This is a genomic window from Enterococcus sp. DIV1304_2, from assembly GCF_050555445.1.
Lineage (GTDB): Bacteria > Bacillota > Bacilli > Lactobacillales > Enterococcaceae > Enterococcus_B > Enterococcus_B pernyi.
Window position 1 is genome coordinate 2,759,104 of the sequence record NZ_CP187851.1, and the last position, 25,653, is coordinate 2,784,756.

Consider the following 25,653-nt stretch of genomic DNA (forward strand, 5'->3'; position numbering starts at 1 on the left):
GGTTTATTTTTTATCGTTTTTGCTGATTGTCAGCATAATGCCAACAAGCGCAAGCATCAATGATCCGAACTGGATCATCAATGCCAGTGCTTCCGCAACAGACAAAATGGCTACTCCCTTCGTTGAAGTAGGAAAATGCTCATAGGCATCACCCCCTGAGTAGCTACCATCATAAACAATCTACATCGTCCATTTTAACATAGAACCCATCACGTATTTTATGTTTTTTGTTTTTTTATATGATTGTTTTTACTTATTCAATCATATAAAAAAAGAACATAAGAGAACTACGTTCGCATACCCTCTGTTTTTTTATTTTCTTTCTCAAATGATTTTTTATTCATGACTCATTATTTACAGATGACTCGTTAAGATGCTATACTAAAAAAAAGAAGTGATGCGTCAACATCACTTCAATGTAGCCGCATGACGGTAGCAAAATTATTTGGAAATTCCCCGTTAAATCTCGCTAAGGTTTATGACGGGGTTATTTTTTATCTTTTTTGCTGATTGTCAGCATAATGCCAACAAGCGCAAGCATCAATGATCCGAACTGGATCATCAATGCCAGTGCTTCCGCAACAGACAAAATGGCTACTCCCTTCTTTGAAGTAGGAAAATGCTCATACGCATCACCCCCTGAGTAGCTACCATCATAAACAATCTACATGGTTTATTTTACCATATTGCCTTTCACATATTTTTATTTTTTGTTTTTTTATATGATTGTTTTTACTTATTCAATCATATAAAAAAAGAATATAAGAGAACTACGTTCGCATATCCTCTGTTTTTTTATTTTTCACTCAAATGATTTTTTATTCATGACTCTTTATTTACAGATACCTAGTTGAGATGCTATACTAAAGAAAAGAAGCGATGCGTGAACATCGCTCCAATGTAGCCGTTTTGTGGTAGCAAAATTTTACGTAGTAAACCCGTCAACTTCTGCTAAAAGTTTATGACGGGTTTATTTTTTATCGTTTTTGCTGATTGTCAGCATAATGCCAACAAGCGCAAGCATCAATGATCCAAACTGGATCATCAATGCCAGTGCTTCCGCAACAGACAAAATGGCTACTCCCTTCGTTGAAGTAGGAAAATGCTCATACGCATCACCCCCTGAGTAGCTACCATCATAAACAATCTACATCGTCCATTTTAACATAGAACCCATCACGCATTTTATATTTTTTGTTTTTTTATATGATTATTTTTACTTATTCAATCATATAAAAACAGAGATAACGAGATATCAAATCTCACGATCTCTGTTTTTTATTCAGATGAAACTTCCTTCTGTTTGACTTTGATTTTCTCGGTATTCTGAAGGCGACTGTCCGACGATTTTTTTGAATAATTTTGAAAAATAGGTCGTATTATTATAGCCGATTTCATTAGAGATCTCATTGATATTTTGATTACTATGGATCAGCAACCATTTTGCTTGTTCCATTCTTAAGTGATTCAAGTACGCAGAGAAGCTTTTTTTAGTTTCTTTTTTAAACAGTTGTCCTAGATACATGACATTCAGATGCAAATGTTCTGCGACTTCTCTCAAGGTTAACGGTTCTTTATATCTCTCATGTAAGATTTGAAGAACTTTTTCGACATTTTGACTATATTTTTGATTATGCTGATTTTCCAATAAAGATAGTAGGAGTTGATGCAACTCTTGGACAGATTTTGCTTGATTGATTTTTTGGATGCCTGTTAAGTATTCATCATCTTCTAAACGGATCAGCTCACGATAGATATCCATAAATAATAAAAAACTGAAATGACGGATATCTTCAGGCGACATGACCGCCTGTTGGAATTGTTCGAAAAAGTCAGAGATCATTTGTTGTGCGAGCGCTAACTGACCACTTTTCAACACACGACTAAATGATACAAAATCAATTGATTGTTTAATTTCTGCTTGTTCGGCATAGAAAATACGTTGATTTTGTTCCCCATAGAATTGATGTAATTGTAAATTATCTTTAGCATGCTGGAAGCTTTGCGGTATCGTTTCCGGATCACAAGATTCATCTCCAATACTGATCAGCCAATTCTCACACATCAGCGACTGTTCAATAAAATGGCTAAACAGTTCTACTGCCTCCTCCTGAAGCAACAAAACAAATAAAACAAGTTCTCCATAATTTCGTTGGTAATAAAAAGGTTCTTTTCTTTTTGTCAGCCACTGACTGATTGTCGTTTCAGCCTGCCTAGGTACTTGTGCAAGTAAGACACGTCGCTGACGCTTGCCTAGTTTTTCTAAAAGTTCTTCTTCACTAGGTTCATCCAATTCATCATTCAACCATTGGCTAAATAGAATTTCTTGGTACACTTCTTGTTGATTTTTTTGTTGTCTTCGATGATCCAAGCGTTTCTTGACGGTTTCAAGACTAGTAATCAGTTCTGCTTTATTGACTGGTTTCATCAAATAATTAACAGCGCCTAACTGCATCCCGCTTTTTAGATAATCAAATTCTTGATAGCCCGATAAGATCATAAATTCAAAAAGATGTTCTTTTTGAGCAGCTTCAATAAATTCTAATCCATTCATCTCAGGCATCGTTACATCTGTGACAACTAGATCAATTGGCTGCGTCTCTAAAATCGATAGTCCCTGCATAGCATTTTCTGCAGTAGCAACAACGTTAAATCCTAAATTTTGCCAATCGATGATTTTTTGTAAGCCAGCTAAGATCATATATTCATCATCAACTAATAGTACGTTATAAGACATCAGCAGCTCCCCTTTTTATTTTAAAAGTAATATGGATCGTTAATCCACCAGTTGCATTTCTAGCTAGGGTCATCTGATAACTCGGTCCAAAACTAGCACGCAACCGTTCATTGACATTTTGTAAGCCGATCGATCCACTGAGTTCTACTTTGCTTTGCGCCAACTGTGCGCTGATTTCAGCTAATCGCTCTTCTGTGATTCCTTTGCCATTATCACGAATCAAAAGATGAACAAGTCCATTTTCTTCAAATACTTTTACACTCAATGCGTTATCAAAACGAGTGAAATCAATGCCATGTTTAAAATAATTTTCTACTAATGGTTGGATGATAAATTTCGGTACTTCAATCTCTTCCAATGATGATTCGATCGTGAAATGATAGGCGATTCGGCTAGGATAACGCATTTGATAGAGGTACACATACTTCTCACAAAAATCCAATTCTTCTTTTAAATGAATCGTCTTTTCCTGATTGGTGTTATTACGTAATAATGCAGAGAAAGCATAGACAACATCTGCTAGTTCTTCACTACCTTCACTGATGGCATACATTCGAATATATTCTAAAGTATTGTATAGAAAATGCGGATTGATTTGTGCTTGTAATGCGCGCATGTGCGCATCTTGTTGTTTGATTTCTAGTTTGTAGATATCTTCCACATATTGATTGATACTGCCTAGCATCTCATTGATTCCGACTGATAGGTCTTTTAGCTCGTATTCAGTGATACTAGTATCCACACGAGTATCTAAATTCCCTCTAGCCACTTCATCCATGGCTTCCATGACACGATCGATTTGTTGAGAGTAACGTTTGAACGTCTTGTATAAAAATAAAAGCAATAAACCATCCAATAAAATGACGCCAATAATTAACGGTGCTAAGCTTTTTTCTGTTACTTGGCGAACCGTACGCTTATCTAATGTGGCTAAAATACGATAATCGTCGGACACCTCTTGCGATTGGATAAAATTCGATTTTTCTAATTTCTCCACTGGTAATGTAGAATCCGCTTGTAGGGTCTGATTGATCAACTTTTCCTGCTTAAAGATTCGTTCTTTGCCCAGTGCTCGATCATGAAATGTATACAACCGATTACTCGTTCCGGAAATCATGTAAAGAGATAATCCATTAAACGTATTTAAATTCGTCAGCGCTGCATCAAGTTCATCTTTATCAAACCCTACAAACATACTGCCAATTTCTGCGCCACCTTGTGTAATCGTCATTTTGATATAAAAAGCCTGTTTTAATTGTGGCGTTCCCTGCTTGACTATCCCGCCTTTGTTCTCTCTAGTGGACTCAAAATATTCTGGTAATTGGTTGAACACAAGGTACACACTACTTACCTCTTCATAATTGACATACATATCACGAACTACGTTAGGGAATGAAAGAAAATCAGCAGATTGTCGTTGTCGGTCGTACGCATACATCAAATATTGATCGATCGGTTTCGTTAAATAAGTGGTGGTATTCTCGATTTTATCTGAATCCCCTACAAATTGATCTTTGATCACTTTACTTAACGTTGTTTTATCACTAAGCGTTCGCAACGTACTTTGAACTGCTTCATTCACTACTTGTTGTGCCTGGATTTGTCTTTGGATGAATGTATGCACGCTGATGATGATCGTTGCAATCATCGTCAAAGCAATCATCATGATCGCATATTTACGCAATAAACGGTTTAACAACGTTCCTTTTGAAAAGATGAAATCTAACCTATTCATATGTTTCCAACTGCACGTCCAGATTTTCCCGCCATTGTTTGGTGATCGTTCCGTTCCAAACTGTAAGTAACCCAAGCAAACCAAATAAAATCAACCCTTTATAATTCCACGTCACCCAAAGAATCAGACCACTGCCAAGGATGATTTTTAAGAAAGTTGAAAAACTTGCGAAACTGGAAATCAAACTCAACTTCAGCAGATTTCTAAAAGTCATTTGATAGCCACTATCTAAGATCATACTATATTGATACGTCGCATAAGCGTACAACATGCTAAACAGTATAATAAAATCAATTACTAAGAAAAGAATCCCTTGAATCTGTACAGATAAATACAAGTTATAACTAAGCAAAAAAAGACAAGCCGAAAAAAGACCAAACAATTGATTTCCTCGCACGAAAGACTGTTTGAACATCTGCCAACTTTCGCTGATCGTGATGTCTTTATATTCGAAACCATGGAGATAAAACTGTTCATTGACAACTTTCCAAGCTGGCCCGATTCCTAAAACGACGCCGCCACACACAGCTAAGCCCCAAAAATACAATGTCAATTTCATGATGACCCATACGCGTATGAATACTGTTTCCAATGCTCTACCTAACACAGGACTTTCCCCCTTTATTCTTCATCATATCCTATTATACAAAAACATACTGTAACCTTGAGCATATTGGAATATCTAAAACCAAATAAATGGTGTTCAAGAAGCACATCTTCGGTCATCAGCTAGAAGTAACTCCTTCGGAAATAAGACGAAATCCACAAAAATTCAAGAGCAATTTCCGTGGATTCCGCCTTATTTATCGGAGCTAGACACTTCCGTCACAACCTTAGCTTTGATTAGTTGTTTTCTTGTCGGAATGTATCATATTGTTTTTGCATTTCTGTCAGTACTTTGTCGTATCCAGCTTTATCTAAGGCGTCCATTAGTTTTGGTAAGGTTTCATCTGGATCGACAGTTCCAGTGTTCAATCCATCAAGGTATTGATTCATGACATTTGAGATATTACTCAATTCAGTTTTTACGCTGTCTGTATTAAAGCTGAAGCCTAAGATTGGAGAAGTTTCAGCTTCTGCAATCGATTGATCTCTTTTAGCGATCATTTCATCGGTAATCGTATCTTGTGTATAAAGAATCTTATTGTTTCCAGTATTCCAAGCAGACATGTGTGTTTTTGGCTGGTAGCCGTCTAATAATTTTACTTTGTCATCGCCAACTTTTTCCCATGCCTCTCCTTCGATTCCCCAAACCAAGCCGTTAAGCAATTCAGGATCGCTATTCAATAACGCTAAGAACTCTACTGATTTCTCTTTGTTTTTTGATGTATTAGAGACAACAAAATTTGCCATTTGCGCTTGTCCTGTTGATTTCAAAGGAACAGTAATTGGTTTCGATACTAATTCTTGATTTGCAGCATTTGTTAAAATCGTATCGCCGTAATCGTATGGTCCTTGTGTTTCTCCACGCATCAACCATGTATTACCTTCTAACGGATAATCTTTGTTGCTAGTCGCTGCATCACTAGGGATCAATCCTTGATCATACCAACTATGCATCGTCCGTAACAGTTCGATGTAATTTTCATTGTCATATTGATTAATGATTTTTGTTTTGTCGCCATTCAAATCAACCGCAAATGGCAAAGTATTTCCTAATGGATAATCAAAATCCCCTTGTACTTTAAATCCTTGGCCAATGGCAAAAGCCGCTGTATTCGGTTCTTTTTTATGGAATTCTTGTAAAACTTTTTCTGCATCTGCATACGTTTCAATACCATCAATCGATAAATTGTATTTGTCTAATAATGGCTTATTGAAAGTCAACACTTGTTGCGCAAAGACATTGCCGTTTACAGGGAAGGCATATAATTTCCCATTGACCAGATTGCCTTTGATATATGCTTCATCCAAAGAATCATACGCTTCTTTTCCATACTCAGGAGCTAATTCAGTCAAATCTGCAAATGCGCCTTTTTGTGCATTTGATACGTAGTTGTTGGCAAAAGCAATATCGTAATTTTCACCAGATGAGATGATAACGTTCATCTTCTTCTCATAGTCACCCCAACCAATGTAATTGATATTGACTTTTACACCAATTTTTTCTTCAATACGTTTATTCGCGACTTCCAGCAGCTGGTCAAGGTTATCTGGTTTGTCACCGATCTGGTACATTTGTAATGTCGTCGTATCACTGGCTGCTGCATCGTCCTTGTCACCTGAACCGCCCCCACAAGCTGCTAAACTGATTGCTGTTAGTGCTGAGAATCCTGTAAAAGCTAATTTTTTCCATAACTTCATATCTTTTCCCTCCTATTTTAGTGCTTTATTCTTTGACGCCGCCAATCGTTAACCCTTTAACAAAATGTTTTTGGAAAAATGGATAGCTGATCGCAATCGGTAATGTTGAGATAACAACGATTGCCATACGAGCAGACTCTCCAGGAACAGAAGCAAGACCGCCGGCTAACTGACTACCTGCTCCAGCATTTTGAGTAAGATATTGGATATTACTTTGAATCTTCATCAATAAATATTGCAATGGAACGAGATTATCGTTTTGAATATACAGTAACGCATTGAACCAGTCATTCCAATAACCTAAAGCTGCAAATAAACTGATTGTCGCAATTCCTGGAATCGCTAAAGGTAAGACGATTTGTACAAAAATCCGAAGTTCACTCGCCCCATCTATCCTAGCAGATTCAATGATCGAATCAGACACCGAACGTTTAAAGAATGTTCGCATCACGATAATATTGAACGGACTGACCGCCATCGGTAAAATCAATGCCCAAATCGTATCTTTCAGTTGTAATAAATTCGTCATCACTAAGTAGTTCGCAACCATCCCTGGTGAGAACAACATCGTGATCAAACAAAAGACTGTAAAGAAACGACGAAATGGAAAGTTGGATCGAGAAATAGCATAAGCATATAAAGAAGTTGCTGTACTATTGATCAACGTTCCTACTACTGTCACAAGAACAGTGACGAAAAGAGCCTGAAAAATTTTGTTTTGCATCTGGTCAAACAAAAAAGTATATCCAAATGTACTAAGTGTTTTAGGCCAGAAACTATACCCTTGCGTGGACAAAATGGATTCATCTGTAAAAGAGATCGCAATGACAAAAATAAATGGTAATACACAAGAAAAAGCAAAAAGTGCAATCAAAATATTGGAGAAAAAGTTGGTGGTTTGACTAAACGAGCGAATCTCTACTCGTTGAACTTTCTTTTTATTCATTTTTCTCCTCCTTAGAACAATGCCGATTCGCTGTCAAAACGACGAGCAATCGTATTGGTGATCATTAATAAAACAAAGCCGACGACTGATTGATAAAGCCCAGCTGCGGCCGTCATACCAAAGTCGCCAGTGGATGTCAGCCCATTATAGATATAAGTATCTAAAACTTGTGTCACTTCATAAAGCGCTCCGGAATTTTTTGGAATATTATAGAACAAACCAAAGTCCGCTCGGAAAATATTTCCAACTGCTAATATCGTCAAGATCGTCATCAGAGGGACCAATTGTGGAATCGTCACATGTTTGATTTGTTGCCACTTGCTTGCGCCATCCACCATCGCTGCCTCGTAATATGTCGGATCGATTCCCATAACTGAGGCAAAATAAATGATACTGTTATAGCCGATCCCTTTCCATGTTCCAATAAAGACTAGAATAAATGGCCAATATTTAGGATCATTATACCAATTGATTGTTTCTCTCCCACTTGCTGCCAGCCATTGATTAAAGATCCCTTTATCTGGACTTAAAAACGCATAGACAAAGTAACTAATGATGACCCAAGAAAGGAAATAGGGAAGCAATGACATGGTCTGGTATACTTTTACCAATCGTTTATTTCGCAATTCACTCATAATGATTGCAAACACGACAGATATCAAAAGATTCAGTAAAATAAATGTCACATTATATAAAATCGTATTTTTGGTAATCAGAAACGCTTGATCAGAAGAAAATAAAAACTTGAAATTCTCCAATCCAACCCATGGGCTCTCCCTTAAACTGGCAAGAAAACCATCCGCAGAAATATGGAAATTTTTAAACGCAACGACATTCGCTAATACCGGGATGTAAAAGAAAAAAATCATCCAGATCATCCCAGGGATTGCCATTAAAACAAGCGCCTTATAGCGCCATAAATTCCCAAAAAAACCTTTTAACCCCTTCCTTTTTCTCATATAAAAACTCCTTTCACCTCATTCGCACTGTCATTATAGCGCTTTCAAAAGATATAATAAATGAACAAATCATAGAGAAAATGAAACAAATTATAGAGAAGATTGTAAAAGAATCATTTTGATCTGAGGTGTGAGACAGAAAAACGAAAAATAGCTGTTTTAGGTTGCCATCTATCATGATTTCAATAAATAAACAAAAAACTTATAGGATTGAGTAGTATACCCCAATCCTATAAGCTGTGTTTTTAGGCTCTATTTACTTCTTACTTGTGCCAATTCATCTGGTGTCATTTGGCGATACTCTCCTAAAGCTAAATCTTCTGGCAGAAGAAAATTCCCCATACGTATCCGTTTCAAGTAAGTGACTTCTTTGCCAACGGCTTTTACCATCCGTTTGACTTGATGGAATTTCCCTTCATGTAAGATCAAGCGGATACGAGAAGTGTTTGTTTCTTCATCGACTGAGTCAATGAACAGTTTTGCAGGCAGTGTCTGTTCATCTCCATCAATGAGTAGTCCAGCTGCAAATGCTGACACATCTGCTTTCGTCATCACACCTTTGACCTCTGCCAAGTATTCTTTTTCTACGTGTTTTTTAGGAGAGAGTAATTGATGTGAAAACTGTCCATCATTGGTCAGGATCAACAATCCTTCTGTATCTTTATCTAACCGACCGACTGGAAATAGATCTTCCCGAAAATCTTCATCAGAAAGTAAGTCGATGACGGTTTGATCATGATTATCTTGAGTTGCTGAAACTACGCCAGCTGGTTTATTCAAGATATAATAAAAATATTTTTGATAATGTAAGGATTCATCCAGATACATCACCGTGTCTTCGGTTTCTTTCACTTGATATTTATCACTTTTAATACAGTTTCCATTGACTGTGATCAAGCCTTTTTTGATCAGCCCTTTGACTTCTTTGCGGCTGCCAAGACCGATGTCAGCTAAAAATTTATCTAAACGCATGTGATTGTCCCCTTTTCAAGCAATGCCTGTCTTATTTGATACGCAACCGTCGGCGTAAACGAATCATTCCTTGACGTCCTAATAACTTATCTGCGAGACGAAGCTTCAGTGCCAGATACGTATAAACTAAACCACCTACTCCGGCAACTAAAACAATTAATATTAGTGATTGGAACTTACTGTCTTGGTTCAAAAACATCCCGAAAACCATTTTCGTCAGTCCAGCTGCAAAAAGCATCAACAGAGTGAGAATAAAAATCAACAAGGTGCGACGCCATACAAATTTCCGATTGAATCGAGCCACCTGATGGATTTTCTTTAGTATCAGTGAACAAGAAACAATAAAACCAATCATCGTTGCGAGTAACGGTCCATATACTTCAAAGATACGGATTGCTGGATACTGTAAGACTAATTTTACGAGAAACCCAACCAGTAAGTATTGGATCGCCGCTTTATTTTCAAACATCCCTTGGAGCATATTCGATACAAGCATATAAAGTCCTAGAAAAAGACCGACAAAACTTGCTTGGATCAACACTTGGCTTCCTAGTTGATCTGGTGTATAAAATAAAGTATTCAAAGGGTATGCCAAGAGCATCACACCACACGTTGCAGGAAACATAATAAAGGAAAACAACTGTAAATTACTGCTTGTTAATTTTGCTAGTCCACGACGATCCTTGATCGTTACCGCTTCCGTGATCAAAGGTAAGCCTGTCGCAGCAATCGACGTCGCTAAAGCAATGACGACCATTGTCAACTTGTCAGGATTCGCACTGAAAATTGAAAAAAGATCCAATAATTGGGCATTGGAATACTCAGTGGTATCCGACATGATTTTAATAAATGTAAATTGATCGACTAATTTAAAAATCGTGATCCCTGATCCTACGATGATAAAAGGAATCGCTTCTTTGATCGTATCCAACAATAATTCTTTCGTGGCAATGGTCACTTGGTTCTCACTGTACTGCACACGAGCTGCTGTATACGCTTGATGTTTCTTCAAAAAATATAATAAGACAGCCAAGCTGACGATCATCCCAATAAATGCTGCAAAAGTCGATTGGGTCACCGCAGTTACGTAGTCCCCTGACAGGACTTTCATGATGATGAATGTAGAAAGCAACAGATAAAATACGCGCGCAATCTGCTCAACGATTTGCGAAAGTGCATAAGGCATCATTTCCTGATTCCCTTGGAAGTATCCTCGAATAACACTCATACAAGGAAATACTAATAGTGCTGCACTTAATGAGCGCATGATTGGAATCAATTCTTCCCCACCACCAGAGGCACGAGCTAACCAAGGCGAAGCAAAATACATAAATCCTGCAAAAAACACCCCCAAAACAGCCATCATTTGCATTGCTCGTAGAAACAACCGGTGAGACGTCCCGTATTCATTCAATGAATTGTAACGTGCGGTTTGTTTCGCAATGGCAGCTGGAATCCCCGCAGTTGAAATCATTAAGAATAACGCATAAATATTGTACCCCATATTGAATAATCCATTGGCAGCCTTTGCATTTTCGCCCATCCAAGCATACCAAGGAATAATATAGACTGCGCCCAGTAATCGAGAGATCATATTACTTGCAGTCATCCAAGCAGAACCTCTAGCCATTTTCTCTTGAACTGTCAAATTTTCTACTGCTGGTTTTCTTTGATTAGTCATTGATCAGATTCCAACTTTCTTCAAAACATTACTCATATTTTAAGTGTAAATCCACAAAGTAGCAATCTTTTTATCGGCTTTTTTTATTTTGTAGCGGTTGTAGTTTTTACGTAATCACTGTTTTATTTCAATCACAGGATGATCTGGTTCTCTATCTTCGTTCTTTCGAAATCATCGCTTTTTCATTTTTTTCTAAGTTGCTATTTACAACAGTTGCATATTTTTTTGCATAATCACATTTTCTATTAAAACCTTCTGTTTCGAATTTAGGATATAATTTTCGACTATTTTGATCAGAGATAACTATAGCGTCTCTTGTCTTTCCATCATTCGTTGATTTTATAGGAAACATTTTGCTTGTAGGTACAGTCTTTTGAGATGAACGCTTGCTAGGAATTAGTTCTTCTGCAAATTTACGATCTATCTTATTTAACACATGCTCTAACGCTGCTGCTCCTTTAGTCGGTTCTCCCTCTTTAGCTAACGATGCTTGCATCTCCGGGTTAGTTTCTACATGTTGGATCAAATCAGCGAATACAGATGGATTTTTTTCTCCTGCTTGTCGCAGATACTTTGTGATAGCTGGACGGCTAGAAGGGGATTTTTCTAAAGATTCACGATCCATCTTATTTAACACATAGTCTAACGCTGCTTCCCCTTTAGTCGGACCTCCTTCTTTAGCTAACAATTCTTGCAGTTTAGGGTTAGTTTCTACTTCTTGTATTAATTTAATTAATTCATATACATCATATTTTGCACGTTGTCGCCTATACTTATTGATATGTGGGGTGATCGAATTCATAGTGATTTCTGGATTCATTGTCCTATTCCTTCTTCCATTTTTTATTTAAATAACAAGTTTTAAATTGAAACAAGTTAAATTGTTTTCCTTACCCTCCTTTTAATGTTTTGTTTTACTGAGACTTTCACGCTACGACAAAACGTTTATCTTCGTTCTTTTGAAACCGGATGATCTACCTTTTTAGTTAATGAGGTATTTACTGCCTGTGCCACTTCATTCGCCGAACGAATTTTACGTGTGAAGTATATCGGGCTCTCTTTCGCAGTCAAAATAGACTTTTTGGTCCTTTGTGGGCTATGTAACGAATCACCTACCTTTACATCATTAAATGTGTTAGCGTGTTTTGTCCTACTTGTAGTCGAGTCGCTTCGGCTGATTTCTTCTTTTGATCGTTGTTCATTGTTGTTTGTAGTGCCGATCTGTCTTTTATTTAAAGCGGTTCCATCGGGCTGTCGACCGCCTGTTATCATTCCCCATGTTCTTCTCCACAGTGACTGAATCGCTCGACCGATTAGCTTTATGGGTCTGAATCTTTGTTTACGATGAGGTTGATCGATCGCCTCATTAAATGAGTCTTCTTTGCGTACAAAGTTGTTTTCTAGTCTGGCTATTACATCATCTTCTGGTATATTATAATGTGAAACTATATATTTAAAGGCTGTAAGCTTCTCCTCTTTCGATAGATCCTTTTTGTTAAATAACTTTTCTCCTAATTCACGTATTTCTTCATCAATCATTTTCTATTCCTTCTTTCTTTTTTTATTTAAGACTCGTTTTCAGATACTGTTAGACAGACCTCGTTTGTTTCTGTCCTTTAACGTTTTTTTTACTAAAACATTCAAGCTGAGATCAAACGATTCACCCTCGTTCTTTAGCAACCATCGCCTTTTCTTTTTTTGAAAATAAGTTATTTGCCGTTTTTGCAGCTTCATTTGCCGAACGGATTTTACGTGTGAAGTATGTTGGAAGATCATTTAATCTCTTAGTGGACTGCTTCTCATTTTTTTGAATCGTTTTTGGCTTCGGTAACGAATGATCTTCAGCTGTTCTAGGTTCTTTCCTCTTTATCCTCCTGTCTATTTTTTGGATTTTTTTAAATATGTATGACAAAATACTTCGGCGTTTTGATTTAGGTCGTGAAGGGTGTGCCCTTACAGATGGAACATCGTTGGTCGTTTTTTTTGGTCGTTTTTCTGAATGTTGCGCGATTCTGCCTCCACCAAACCCTTCCTTCGCCTTATTTAAAGCTACGCTATCTAATAATTTAGCACCCAGTAGATTTCTCCATACCTTGGTCATCCTGCTAAGTTCTTTCCTACTGTCCTGGGTCGCTTGTTTAGCTTGCCCCTTACCTATCAAATAATCTTGTGAACTATGTATTGAGCTATCTTCTAGACTATAATAGATTGAGTCAGATTCTATACTATACATTGAACTATCCTCTAGATGATGTTTGCCATGTAGAGATGCAGTAATGCTTGTCCGTTCAGCTTGCTCTGGTTTCTCTTTAGATAGACTATTTTTCTTTGATAACTGCTCTTTAAATCCGCTTGTCTCTTCAGGATTCATTTTTTAGACCTTCTCTCTTTTTATTAACATCAGTGATTCTTTCGTAAAGTTGCCCTGATTTGTCATTAACTACGTAAAAATTCTTTTTTTTCTCTTTGCCGATTAACCTTGCTTGCTACTGACTCATTTCTCCAATACGCTATTTTTTCTACTCTACGGATTGTTTTTTCAACGAACATCCGATTATCGGGTTGTCTTGTTTCCTGTAATGGACGTTTTTTCTTATCTCTATCTTCGGAGAATTTTGTCTTATCTTGCTTTAGCTGTTGTTGGATATCAACGAAAAAACGTCCCTGCACGTGGCTATATTCGTTATATTTATTGTTCACTACTTTCTGTTGGGTACCCACTTTTTTATGGCGAAAAATGGCCCATTTTTTTCGTAACCAATTATTATTTTGAAAACTTTTAGGTTTATACGCTTGCCACATCTTCTTGTACTCTAATGTGTGCCATGGTGGATCAACTTCTTTTCCATCGTTAAAGAAAATAATTTTCCCTTCCAACTGTGACCAATTGCGATAGATATAACGAAGTTCATGATTAGTTACGTTGATAGTCGGCATTTTTATTCGAGGTTTAGTCAATACTCGTTTCATATCAAGTCCGTCTAATAAAAAATAGATAGTGACATTTGGATTTGTTTTTGCAATATCGATGCCAATTTTTGATCCCCTGACAGTGTGGAATACTGGTGAATACATTTTACCTTTTTTGACATATGCATATCGATGTTCACCTAAATCTACGTTAGGATCTTTAGCTAATTCACTGTAGATATATCTCCCTAATTCTTTGTTGTCAGGGATTTTCAATACACTAAACTCATTTGGTCGATAATTTTTAGAATAGGCTTTTACAAAAAAATAACGCTGAGCAACTGTTCCTTTATAAAGACGAGCAAACCAATTTTTATAGTTTTGTTGTGTGTGATAGTAATAATCTTTCCATAATGGCCAATCTCTATATTCAGGCTTGATATATTCAGGCCATTCATAGGAAAACTTCTCCCATTGTTCTGGTGTTGTTAATTTTGATCCTTTTGTCCTTAACATATCCCGTAAATAACTGATATAGCGATCAAATGAATACTGTAGCAAAGTTTCATCTTCTGCAACTGTCATATTTTTCAAGTAGAGTTTCCCTGCGATCATTCGTTCAAAATAGTCAGCTCTTGTTGTCGACAATCCAAAAAATAAAATCATTTGTTTCTGTCCACTTTCCATATCCTACCTTCTTTCATTTTTACTTAAATCGTCTGTTCACGAAAATACGTAACAAAAAATATGCTATAATAAACCAAATAAATACAAAGTGAGGGATGATTCAATGAGCTTCTCCTTAGAAGATATCCGCAACTTATTGTTAAAAGAAAATCTGTTAAAAGAATTTGTATCACCACAGGGGTGGCATCTGTATGCTCCAGAAAATAGAGTATTCAAGAAATTAAGTTATGACTCACGTCAGGTCGATGCTGAGACATTATTTTTTTGTAAAGGATTAAATTTTAAAGAAGAGTATTTAACTGCCGCAATTGCTCAAGGACTTAATTACTACGTGGCTGAAGAACCTTATGAGAACGAAGCTTGTGGTATAATCGTGACCGATATTCGCAAAGCAATGGCAATTCTTTCTATGGCTTTTTATGATTATCCACAAAACAAGATGCTAGTCATCGGATTTACTGGGACTAAAGGTAAAACCACCGCTGCATACTTTACCAAGGCCATTCTAGACCATACGACTAACTATAAAACTGCCCTGTTTTCAACAATGAATACCACATTAGACGGCAAGTCTTTTTTCAAATCTAATCTGACAACACCGGAATCACTCGACTTGTATCGCATGATGGCTGAAGCAGTAGAAAACGGGATGACACATCTTGTCATGGAGGTTTCTTCTCAAGCCTACAAAACGCAACGTGTTTATGGACTCACTTTAGATGTCGGGATTTTCTTAAATATTTCACCCGATCATATCAGCCCGATCGAACACCCGACGTTTGATGATTACTTTTATTGCAAACGTCAGTTGATCTTAAATTCAAAAAAAGTGATTTTAAACCGTGAGAGTGATTACTTCGATCTATTAGTGGAGACGGGGCAAGTCCATGGTATTCCTGCCATCACTTACGGACGAGCAGATACAACAGACGTTCAAGTGAAAAGTTTAGAAAATCAAACGCAAGCGTTCGAATTGATCACACATGGTTCTGAATTGCCTGTTGAAGCAGAATATGAGATCAAATTAGCTGGTGGCTTTAATCAAGAAAATGCAGCTAGCGCAATCATTGCAGCGACATTAGTGGGCGCTTCGATTTCAGATGCCCAACAAGGACTAAGCGAAGCTCGAGTACCTGGTCGAATGGATCAGTTGACTCATAAGAACGGTGCCCATGTATATGTTGACTATGCCCATAACTATTTAAGTTTAAAAACATTATTAGCATTTGCTAAGAATGAACATCCTAATGGCCGTGTGATCGTCGTTCTAGGAAGTCCAGGAAACAAAGCGATCTCCCGCAGAAAAGACTTTGGAGAAGTCTTGTCAGAAACAGCCGATGTCGTTTTCTTGACCGCAGATGACCCTGCTTTTGAAGATCCGCAAAAAATTGCAGAAGAAATCCATGAAGCAATCACAAATAAAGAGCTTGCTGTCCATTACGAAATGGACCGTCCGACTGCGATCCAACTAGCATTAGCAGAAAGCCATCCAGAAGACTCTGTTGTGATTGCTGGTAAAGGTGTCGATGCGTATCAAAAAGTTGGTGGTGTCGATGAACCTTATGAAGGTGACTATGACATAGCAAAACGCTTGATCGAACAATGAAGCTTTCTAAAGAAGAACAGAACGCTTTAACTTAGACAGATAACTCTAGCTAAAAAAGACAACTCCTTATGAGTTGGCTTTTTTAGTTGTTTATTCCAATATCTTTGAAATGATTTTTTATCTTGCCACATCAACTCATAGATAATCTTCTAAAAATCTCTGGCAATATCCAATATACGCTTTATCTTTCCGATTCAGTTGAAGCTCGCTGCATCTTTATTCGAGATGACTCTCGTTTCTTCTGCTCATTTAATTCCTCTGCTCGTTTAGCAAGTCCTATCGTCATTTTACGAAGTACTTGCGTGCCATTTGTACATATTTTCTTTTTTTCCGGGGCATGTATGCCTTCTAGAAAAGAAGATATCTCCATCTTCTTAGACACTTTATTTTCCATAGTTTCGATATAAATTTGCCAATCTTTGACAAATTTACCTTCATGCCAAGGTGGTGATATCATCCGGCTGTTTGACACAAAAGTTACCTGATTTTTTATTATCGGCCATGATCGATAAGTGTAACGCAACATTCTGCGAAGCTGGTCCATAGAATACCCCATAACATAACTTCTATCTGCTATATGTTGCATCTGTACACCATCCAAGGTGATATACGCTTTTATATTGGGGTAGCATTTTAACATGTCTATTCCGATTTTCCCTCCGTTTTCATCTATTTCTCTGATGAGTATGTGTTCGTTCTCCTCGTCTATATAGTATAGCCCTAACCCTTCTATCCCAATCCTATCGCCACTTTTGTCCCGTTGTATTCCTTCGATCTCTATGTTACCCGCTTGAATTGCGTCGGAAAAAATATTTGGCCACTGATTCTTGGGGTTTTCTTTAGTTGCAACCATGAATTCTTTCCAAAATGGCAATTTGTCTGATCTTACATAGTCATTTATGCCGCCATCAGCAAATTGTTCCCATTGTTGCCTCGTTACCAGTTCGCTCTTTCTGACTTTATCATAAATGACTCTTCTCACTTCATTATTATAAGTATCAATCATGTAAGCTCGATGATCCTTTTCTTTTAATTCTCCTTCAAATCTATGTTTTCCTTCATTTAACTCCTTAAATAGTCGTTCACATGAAACATCCAAACCAATCAATAATACTTTATTTCCATCTAATGGCATGACCATTCCTCCTCTTTTAAAATAGCGATCTCGTGTCCACTCAGCACTGACTTTTTTGATTGAAAGAATATTCGAATTGATATTTCCTCTTTCTTATGTATCTAAAAAATATAGTATTTCAAAAACTATACCGTCAAGGCCCTTTGCCTACGTGCAGATGGTCTCTTTTGCTCTGAGACATTATTTTGCTTTCCTATTGCTTCTTTAAGTAACGATTGCAAGTTTTTATGTTCTTGTGCCCTCTCTCTTGTAAGGAATGTACTTGATTGGATATTTTCCATAGACTTGCACGCTTGCTTGTTGAGATTCCATGTGAAACGCCGCTTTCGTATTTCACTATATTTCTGCCACTCCTTGACATACTTTCCTCTGATCCAAGGTGCTTTCACGATTTTTTTATTTTCAAAAAAAACGACTTTTTCTTTTAACTCATCCCAGTGCCGAAAAATATAACGCAGTTCTTTACATGTATAATCACTTTCGTAATGTCCGTAACAATTTTTTTTAGAGATATTGTGCATATTCAGTTTATCCAGTACAAAATATATCCTAACATTAGGACAGTGGATGGCTATATCGATACCGTTTTTACACCATCTTTCAATATGCTTATTAAAACTTTTTTTATCTTTATACTTGTTGCGATAGTAGAGTGCCCCCTTTTCCACGAATAATCTTCTTTCAGTTACTACTTTTTTAAATATATTCAACAAGCGATTCTTAGGGTTCCATTGCATAGACAGCCAGTATCTTTTCCAATGGGTAGATGCTTATACTCTTCTGATAATAAGCTAGGCCACTCTTTCTCAAATTCTTGCAGTTCTTCTACGGTCTCTAGCTTTTTTTCCGACACTTTACTAACGATCAATTCATGTAACCCTTTATTATAGCGATCAATGACATATGCTGATGAACTTGATTCTGTCAGACTAGCAAATCTTTTCAGTTGCACTTTTCTCGAAATGACATCTTGGTAAAATAGCTTTCGTTGATCATCCATCCCAAATAATAAAATATACATTTTGTCTGTATCCATTCCGCTATCCCACTTTCTTACACTTAATCATGGACTCATAATATTCAGAAAAATAAACTAATTTTTTTTCATTTTGCGGAAATAGTAACAAAGGCAAATTATCAGAAAAATCCTCCCAGTCTTGTAATGTTAGTAGTTTATTTTCCTTAACAAACTGAATGATCAACTTCTCTATTTCATTATTGCACGCGTCAAACATTTGTACTTGATAGTCTTTACCCGGTTGGAATCGTTCCGATTCATTGGACTCAAATAGCCGTTGATACTCGCTGTTCTTCCCCAAAAATATAATTTTTAATTCATTTGTTATCATTCATTTCTCTCCTGTCCCCAGTGACACCTAATCACTCTACGGATCACCTTCACTGACCAAATATTTTTCCGTAACAGCCAATATATGCACCGATCATCTAAATACATCACAAGGTGAACGCTCGCTGTCTACCGATCGATTTTTCCATTTTTTTCTGGATTTTTCCTTTCTCATTTACTTCTAAAAGTAGTGCTTTGAAAGATTTTAATTCATTTTTCTTCTTCTCTTTTGGTAAAGCATCATGTGTTAAATCGTCCACAGATTTAGCGATTTCTCTTTTTCCCTTTTTCTTTCGATGCTCACGATACTTTTGCCATTGGCGAATGTGATTTCCTTCAATCCAAGGCGCTTTTACAATTTTTCGATTTAAGAAAAATACAACTTTCTCCTTTAATTGATACCAATGTCGGAAAATATAGCGTAATTCTTTACAGGTATACTCACTTTTATATTTTTTTTGGCGATTTTTTTGCATGACTTCTTTCATTTTTATGCCATCCAACACGAAATAAATGAGAATGTTGGGATAGTACATGGCCATATCGATGCCATTTTTACAGCCTCTAGTAATGTGGTCATTACAACTGATTGTCTCGCCTGCTTCATTTTGAAAATATAACACGATGCCTTCTAGTCGAAGATTCTCATGAAAGATCGGATAATTGAACGTTGCCCACAAACAGTTCTTAGGATTCCAGTTCATACACTGCAAGTATTGTTTCCAAAGCGGATATTCATTCAAAAATCGGAATAACACAAAAAGTAATTGATCTATAAATAGACGCCATTGTTCAAAAGTGCGTAACCTTCCTGATCTTTTTCGTTCAACTATCGCCATATGTAGCCTGTTATTATAATAATCAATGATATGTGCATGTTCTGATTCACCAGATAAGGTTGGATAGCCTTGTAGATCAACTTTATTATTCTTTACATCGGCAAAAAAAGTTTCACGTTTCTTATATAAGCCATAAAGCAAGATATCTTTTTCTGAATCCATTGATCTATCCCTCCATGAACTAACTGGGTTTGTCTCAGCTTGCCCTACTTGTTCTTGTCCGCAGTTCTTCCATTTACAGATCTGAACATTCAGCGCCCCCACTATAGGCAGACGCTAGATGTCTAAATCCCTTCATTCTTTTTCAAATCAACATTGATTTTCTTCCATGATCGCGACCACTCGTGTCCAACCTGCACTTGCTTTTTTGATTTTTGTTGGGAAACAGCTTAGCTTGAAACCAGTGGATGGCAGTTGATCTAAGTTCGTCAATTTTTCAATATGACAGTATTTCTTTTCGATTCCAGCAAAATGACCTTCCCAAATAATCGAGGGATCGCGAGTCTGTTTAAATTCTTCCGCAATAAACGGTAATGGTCGATCCCACGACCAAGCATCCGTACCAACTAAACAGATTCCTTGTTCTAATAGCCAAAGGGTTGCTTCTCGTCCGACACCACATCCACTGATCAAATAGTTTGGCGTCCCCCAAAACGGCGCAGCACCTGTCTGGATCAGCACGATATCTTTTTCTTTGAGTGTATAGTTGATATTTTTCAAGGCGTGTTGAAAGTCAGTGACCGTCAACTGATAGCCATTTGGTTTATCTGAAAAATCAAGCATGACACCTTCTCCATAACACCAGTCAAGAGGCACCTCTTCAATGGTCCAAGCTGGCTGTCCATTATCCATTGTCGGATGATAATGGTAAGGTGCATCCATATGAGTACCTGTATGCGTAGTGAGCTGGACACTTTCCATCGCCCAAGCTAAGCCATTAGGCAAGTCTTCCTTTTTTGCCGTTTCAAAAAAGCGTAACATATCCGGCACGCTTTTCTCATGGTCTAAATAGTTGATCACCGGAATCATTTCTTGCGGATCACTTGGCACTTCATTTTCAATCGTGATACTTAAATCAATCAATTTCATTTACTTGTCCTCCTTTTTCTAAACCTCTTTATTTCATACTTGTGTCTAGTATACGGAGGATTTCCCACATATTTGTCCTTTTTTTTCTGTTATTTGATATAAATATCAAGCATCCTTGAGTTGCTATCGACCATGTTTACATCCTTTTATGACTGTCCATATATGAACCAGACTATTCTCCTTATTTTTATCATGTTGCGCTTTTGACTCTCCTGGCAATTGAAATGTCGCGGCTTGCTTTAAGAGGGAGAGCAACTGTTTTCTACTATTTCATGCCTTACTTTGATAGTGTTCTCCCTCTAGAAATAACTTCGTAGGTTCTATTGACCAATAGATATCTATTTTTTTGTATACAAGGTTATTTTTACAAGCTTCCCCAATTTTCTCAATATTCAACATATATAGGCTTTCCTTTTTTCATAACAACTCACTAAAAAACTCAGTTACCATCTCTAACGAATGGCAACTGAGTTTTCTTTTAAATCACTAAGCCACTGAACCTTCTCTTGCTAATTCTGCGGCTTTTTCTTGTTCTTCAGTCAATAATTTATTGTCATAAAACTTGATGAATGGCAACCAGATGATAAAGCCGAGAATCGCACATAAGACGGCTAAGACAGCGGCTTTCCAGTCACCTCCACTACCAACAAAGGCGCCGATCCCTACTGGTGAAGGCCACGGCATTTGGGCTAACATTGGTCGAACGATTTCTAATTTGATGGCAAAGTATGCTAATGATGCGGATGCCATTGGTGCTAAGAAAAACGGTACTGCCAAGTAAGGGTTATAAACGATCGGCATCCCGAAAATGATTGGTTCATTGATATTGAAAATCCCTGGTACTAATGAAGCTTTTCCTAATACTTTTAACTGATCGGATTTTGCCATGAATGCAATAAAGATAATCAATCCTAGTGTCGCTCCAGAACCACCAACTGTTACATAAGAGTTATTAAATTCGCCGGCTAAAGGATAATTTGCACCTTGCGCATTTGCTGCCATGTTCGCTAAAACGATTGGTGTCAAGAATGAGGTAATAATGTTCGCCCCATGAATCCCTACGATCCATAATGCGTGGATCAAGAAATAAATGATCATGATCCCTATCCACGTATTCGTCAATTCTGTTACAAAACCAAATGGAATAGCGATCATTTTGAAAATATCTGTTCCTAGCGCAACTAATGTGCCGTTGACAATCATCACCACAAAAGCAATCACAAACGTTGGGATCAATGCGGTAAAGGAACGTGAAACCCCAGGTGGTACAACATCTGGCATCTTGATGACCCAGTTACGTTTCACACACATACAATACAACTCAACTGCAATGTAAGACATGATGATGGCGGTAAAAATGCCTGACGTACCCAGACGTTCGACAAATGCGCCCATACGTACCCCACTAACCACAGTTTCTGCATCGGTCATACTAGAGATCAAGCTGATTTTTCCGTCTGAAATGATCAACTCTGGAATACACATGAAGAAAGCAAAAACAGATAATAGCGCGCCAGTTAAAGGATTGACGTTCAGTGCTTGTTCATCTCTTTCGATCGACGTTAATTCATAAGCAAATACAATAGCAAAATAAACAGATAATATCCCCATCGTCATCGTGTTGACGATCATATACAAGTCGCTGACTTTAAAGAAAGTTGCATTGAAAAATCCTTCTAAAAACGGAAATGGTAACGGTAAAATATTCAAAACTAAGAACATCGAGCCTACGATCGTAAAGGGAATCGACGCCATCCCAGCAGCCATTACTGCGCGTACGATCTTGAATTGTGCCACTTTCCCCATCGGTCCCATCAAATATTTCTGTAGAAAATCAAACATCTATTTACTCCCCTTTCCAAAATGTACTACACGTTCATATTCTTTGATTCGTTGATAGTGACGATCCGTATTTGCATGGATTTTATTCAAGCGTCGCTGACAAAACAGACAGATCAGTAGCCCACTAGCAATCACAAACAGAATCAATGCTTGTCCATTTGAACCATCCGCCATAAAAGGAAACAATTGAGAATATCCTGGTGAAAATACTGCTAATAGGAGAAATACATTGGTTACCGCTTGCAATCGGAAATAATTTCGAGTAACCGTTGCATTATTTTTATGTGTACGATAGAGTGCCACTTGTTCTGCGACGACTGGTAAAAGAAAGAATAATAGCCCTAATGGTACCCAAAACATCTTGCTACTCGCAAGGAGTAAGGAAACCAGCCAGTAAAGATTGGTAAAAAAGAAACCAGCTGTCAAATAGCGAATGATCAAATAGCGATTAAAATATAAGACTTTCAAACTAAATGCTTTTTTCTCTAACTCCCGTTGTTTTTTCTCAGCTTCACTCATTTTCCCACCTCCGTTCTTATTTATTTTTGATATAAGTAACTCATCTCTTTTGCCACTTCCAACAAAGTCATCGTCGTCATCAGATGATCTTGCGCATGGACCATGATGATTTCCATTTCGATCTTTTGGCCACTTGCATATTCTTTCAATAAATGCGTTTGTGATCTATGGGCTTCCAAAATCTCCTGATTCGCTTCGTCTAGCTTTCCTTCAGCTTCTGTGAAGCTTTCTGCTCGTAACAAAGCAAATGCCTCGTGGATCAATGTTCGTGCATTGCCACTGTGAAAAATAATATCAAATGCGGTCACTTGGAGCTCTTCACTCGTCATTTTCTCCGTCATCAAGACGCCTCCTTAGTAAATCATTTTCATAAATTGTTGATTAAAATTTTCAAACGTTGGTTCAGTTAAAATCAGCTGCTGTAGATCCAATCGATCAATAAATTTCACGATTGCCTTCGTTACAACAGTGATTCCTTCATTCTCGATGCAAGAAGGAGAGACTAGAAAGACAAAATGGATCGCCCCTTGTTCATCCCATTCCATCCCATCAGGAATGATCCCCACTGCAATTTTAGCAGTGGCTCCAACTGGGATCGCTGGATGCGGGACAACGACTTGTTCACTGAAAATGATTTGCCCCATTTTCTCACGACGTTCGATTTGGTGAGACATCTCAGACGTATAATTCTCCGTTTCATCTTCTTGTAAAAGTGCCAACAATTCAGCGATCACTTGATCTTTTGTTGGTGCTGAAGCATAGACTTTAAACCATTTTTTTGAAATCTGCTCTTCGTAAAATGCCCTCTTTTCTTTCATGAGTGAGACAGATTCTTGGGGCTTCACTAAACAACTTGGGCGATGTTCTTCGATCACTTTGCGGATTTTCTGAACATCTTGATCATTCAAGAAAACACTGACATGAAGAACAGGGACTTTGAAAAACATCGTTGACAAATCAATGGAAGAAATGATCAAATCAACATTTTCTAACGCCTGTTCATCGATTTCGTAATAGCCTTTCACTTGATTCACTGCAATGTTTTTTCCAAATTCACTCAACACTCGATTTTTTAGCAATTGCGCACTTCCATAGCCAGTCGCACAAATGATCAACGCCTGTAGTTTACAATCCACCTTGTTTTTTTCAATTGCTGCCATTAAATGAAGCGCTAAATACGCCCATTCATCCTCATTGATTTTATAATCTTTCAGCGAAGGCATTTGACCAAAATAGTATTTGGTCAATTCAAATGCTCTCGGATCTTCTTTTTTGATTTCTTTTGTTAAGGGGTTTTCCAGAGCGATTCCTCGCTCTAAGCGAACCAGCATCGGTTCTAGATGATTGAGTAAGCCATTCCTGAATTGATAATCTTCGACAATGGACTGACCAAGAACTTGAGCTAACTCTTTAAGAACTGACATTAGCTCTGTCACTAACTCCTGATTCTCCCTTTTATGGTTTTGATTCGATTTAGCCATCAAATGTAAGGCTAAATAAGCAATTTCATCTTTTGGGAAACGAACATTCATGATAGACTCGATCCGTCTGGTTATATTCTTGGCTGCTTGATATTCGGTCTCATGGATTTCTTCTCCAGTGATTTCAGGCACTTGTATCTCAAAACCAGCTCGCATTCGCTTGATTGCCAATGCTAAATGTAACGCTAAATTTTGGATCACAAAATCGGACACCTTTAATTTGGATTCACGAATCTCGTCCAAGATGACGATCACTAATTCTTCAAAATTGATTTCCTTGAAGAATTGACTGTTACCGAGATATTCTTTTAAAGAATTGGTATACTTATTTCCAAAAAAGGTATCCATGATCACATGTCGCTTGTCCTGTTCTTGACCCTCGATCCACATTCCCTGTTTATGTTTCGACACAATTTTCAACGAATATTCGGCTAACTTCTCTTTGATTTCTTGGATATCATTCACTAAACTCGAACGGCTGATATATAACTCTTCTGCCAAATCATCGATCACGATTGCGCGATCTTCCAAAAGTAGTTTGTTTAAAATATACTTTTTGCGATCTTCTGAACCATAAAACTCAGTCACCTGATCACCATATTCGACAGTTACTTCTCGTTGCTTTAAAAACAGAGCAAAAGCAAGCTTGTTAACCACCTCTAGTTGATACCCTTGCCCTTGCTTGGCGATGAGTCTTCCGCCATTGTTTTCGATCACTTCATTCAATGTTTTTAAATAGTTTCGAATCGTACGGTCAGATAATAATAATTCAGAAGCGAGGTACTGGCTCGTGAGGTATTCTCCTTGATGATCAATCAATTGCCGCAATAACTCTTTTTCTGTTTGTTTCATTATTATCTTCC

The 25,653-nt window shown here is 37.4% G+C and carries 26 protein-coding genes; 1 reads left to right on the forward strand and 25 read right to left on the reverse strand.

Annotated elements, in window-relative coordinates; all coding sequences use genetic code 11:
• Positions 1-3 precede the first annotated feature (3 nt).
• The 15 genes from IGJ14_RS12750 to IGJ14_RS12820 form a co-directional block, all read right to left on the reverse strand.
• A complete protein-coding gene (locus tag IGJ14_RS12750) occupies positions 4-108 on the reverse strand; it encodes a putative holin-like toxin (protein WP_308726865.1) in 105 nt (34 codons plus the stop codon).
• Positions 109-487: 379 nt separating this feature from the next.
• Positions 488-592, reverse strand: coding sequence for a putative holin-like toxin (locus tag IGJ14_RS12755; RefSeq protein ID WP_317742953.1), 105 nt, complete (start codon positions 590-592; stop codon positions 488-490).
• Positions 593-970: 378 nt separating this feature from the next.
• Positions 971-1,075: a putative holin-like toxin gene (locus IGJ14_RS12760; protein ID WP_308726865.1), complete on the reverse strand. Its 105-nt coding sequence runs from the start codon at positions 1,073-1,075 to the stop codon at positions 971-973.
• A gap of 207 nt (positions 1,076-1,282) precedes the next feature.
• Positions 1,283-2,737, reverse strand: a complete 1,455-nt coding sequence (locus IGJ14_RS12765; RefSeq protein WP_195476084.1) for a response regulator transcription factor — start codon at positions 2,735-2,737, stop codon at positions 1,283-1,285.
• Positions 2,727-4,472, reverse strand: a complete 1,746-nt coding sequence (locus tag IGJ14_RS12770) for a sensor histidine kinase (protein WP_019723325.1) — start codon at positions 4,470-4,472, stop codon at positions 2,727-2,729. The genes IGJ14_RS12765 and IGJ14_RS12770 overlap by 11 nt, the downstream gene beginning before the upstream one ends.
• Entirely contained in the window at positions 4,465-5,079 is a 615-nt protein-coding gene (locus IGJ14_RS12775; protein ID WP_019723326.1) for a YesL family protein, read from the reverse strand. Before IGJ14_RS12775 ends, IGJ14_RS12770 begins: the two co-directional genes overlap by 8 nt.
• Positions 5,080-5,315: 236 nt before the next feature.
• Complete coding sequence (locus IGJ14_RS12780; protein ID WP_019723327.1) at positions 5,316-6,776, reverse strand: ABC transporter substrate-binding protein; 1,461 nt, start codon at positions 6,774-6,776, stop codon at positions 5,316-5,318.
• A gap of 25 nt (positions 6,777-6,801) precedes the next feature.
• A complete protein-coding gene (locus IGJ14_RS12785; RefSeq protein ID WP_019723328.1) occupies positions 6,802-7,722 on the reverse strand; it encodes a carbohydrate ABC transporter permease in 921 nt (306 codons plus the stop codon).
• Positions 7,723-7,733: 11 nt separating this feature from the next.
• Positions 7,734-8,681 (reverse strand): ABC transporter permease, encoded by a 948-nt coding sequence (locus tag IGJ14_RS12790; protein WP_019723329.1) that lies wholly within the window; start codon positions 8,679-8,681, stop codon positions 7,734-7,736.
• A 252-nt stretch (positions 8,682-8,933) separates the two neighbouring features.
• A complete protein-coding gene (locus IGJ14_RS12795) occupies positions 8,934-9,653 on the reverse strand; it encodes a pseudouridine synthase (protein WP_019723330.1) in 720 nt (239 codons plus the stop codon).
• A 31-nt stretch (positions 9,654-9,684) separates the two neighbouring features.
• On the reverse strand, positions 9,685-11,334 hold the full coding sequence (locus IGJ14_RS12800) for a putative polysaccharide biosynthesis protein (protein ID WP_019723331.1): 1,650 nt from the start codon (positions 11,332-11,334) through the stop codon (positions 9,685-9,687).
• A 151-nt stretch (positions 11,335-11,485) separates the two neighbouring features.
• A complete protein-coding gene (locus tag IGJ14_RS12805) occupies positions 11,486-12,154 on the reverse strand; it encodes a hypothetical protein (protein ID WP_195476086.1) in 669 nt (222 codons plus the stop codon).
• Positions 12,155-12,279: 125 nt separating this feature from the next.
• Entirely contained in the window at positions 12,280-12,873 is a 594-nt protein-coding gene (locus tag IGJ14_RS12810; protein ID WP_430608021.1) for a hypothetical protein, read from the reverse strand.
• A gap of 121 nt (positions 12,874-12,994) precedes the next feature.
• Entirely contained in the window at positions 12,995-13,705 is a 711-nt protein-coding gene (locus IGJ14_RS12815; RefSeq protein WP_207463664.1) for a hypothetical protein, read from the reverse strand.
• A 65-nt stretch (positions 13,706-13,770) separates the two neighbouring features.
• On the reverse strand, positions 13,771-14,931 hold the full coding sequence (locus IGJ14_RS12820) for a hypothetical protein (protein WP_019722554.1): 1,161 nt from the start codon (positions 14,929-14,931) through the stop codon (positions 13,771-13,773).
• A gap of 103 nt (positions 14,932-15,034) precedes the next feature.
• Between IGJ14_RS12820 and IGJ14_RS12825 the strand changes: the two genes are divergently transcribed.
• Positions 15,035-16,537, forward strand: coding sequence for a UDP-N-acetylmuramoyl-L-alanyl-D-glutamate--L-lysine ligase (locus tag IGJ14_RS12825; RefSeq protein ID WP_019722555.1), 1,503 nt, complete (start codon positions 15,035-15,037; stop codon positions 16,535-16,537).
• A gap of 181 nt (positions 16,538-16,718) precedes the next feature.
• On the opposite strand, the gene IGJ14_RS12830 is transcribed toward IGJ14_RS12825, so the two are convergent.
• The 10 genes from IGJ14_RS12830 to IGJ14_RS12875 all read right to left on the reverse strand — a co-directional run bounded on the left by IGJ14_RS12830 (position 16,719) and on the right by IGJ14_RS12875 (position 25,642).
• Positions 16,719-17,672, reverse strand: coding sequence for a hypothetical protein (locus tag IGJ14_RS12830; protein WP_019722556.1), 954 nt, complete (start codon positions 17,670-17,672; stop codon positions 16,719-16,721).
• A 125-nt stretch (positions 17,673-17,797) separates the two neighbouring features.
• Positions 17,798-18,340 (reverse strand): hypothetical protein, encoded by a 543-nt coding sequence (locus IGJ14_RS12835; RefSeq protein ID WP_019722557.1) that lies wholly within the window; start codon positions 18,338-18,340, stop codon positions 17,798-17,800.
• A gap of 38 nt (positions 18,341-18,378) precedes the next feature.
• Complete coding sequence (locus IGJ14_RS12840) at positions 18,379-18,708, reverse strand: hypothetical protein (RefSeq protein WP_019722558.1); 330 nt, start codon at positions 18,706-18,708, stop codon at positions 18,379-18,381.
• Between the two features lie 4 nt (positions 18,709-18,712).
• Positions 18,713-19,021: a hypothetical protein gene (locus IGJ14_RS12845; RefSeq protein WP_019722559.1), complete on the reverse strand. Its 309-nt coding sequence runs from the start codon at positions 19,019-19,021 to the stop codon at positions 18,713-18,715.
• A gap of 106 nt (positions 19,022-19,127) precedes the next feature.
• The gene (locus IGJ14_RS12850; RefSeq protein ID WP_066025661.1) at positions 19,128-20,021 is read right to left on the reverse strand and encodes a hypothetical protein; all 894 of its coding nucleotides are present in this window, start codon (positions 20,019-20,021) and stop codon (positions 19,128-19,130) included.
• Positions 20,022-20,168: 147 nt separating this feature from the next.
• Entirely contained in the window at positions 20,169-20,948 is a 780-nt protein-coding gene (locus tag IGJ14_RS12855) for a cyclase family protein (protein ID WP_019722562.1), read from the reverse strand.
• Between the two features lie 486 nt (positions 20,949-21,434).
• A complete protein-coding gene (celB, locus tag IGJ14_RS12860) occupies positions 21,435-22,790 on the reverse strand; it encodes a PTS cellobiose transporter subunit IIC (protein ID WP_019722564.1) in 1,356 nt (451 codons plus the stop codon).
• Positions 22,791-23,309 carry a hypothetical protein gene (locus IGJ14_RS12865; RefSeq protein WP_019722565.1) on the reverse strand — a complete coding sequence of 173 codons (519 nt, stop codon included), beginning with the start codon at positions 23,307-23,309 and terminating at the stop codon, positions 22,791-22,793.
• A gap of 20 nt (positions 23,310-23,329) precedes the next feature.
• Positions 23,330-23,650, reverse strand: coding sequence for a PTS cellobiose transporter subunit IIA (locus tag IGJ14_RS12870; protein ID WP_019722566.1), 321 nt, complete (start codon positions 23,648-23,650; stop codon positions 23,330-23,332).
• 12 nt (positions 23,651-23,662) lie between these two features.
• Positions 23,663-25,642, reverse strand: coding sequence for a BglG family transcription antiterminator (locus tag IGJ14_RS12875; protein ID WP_019722567.1), 1,980 nt, complete (start codon positions 25,640-25,642; stop codon positions 23,663-23,665).
• Between the last annotated feature and the right edge of the window lie 11 nt (positions 25,643-25,653).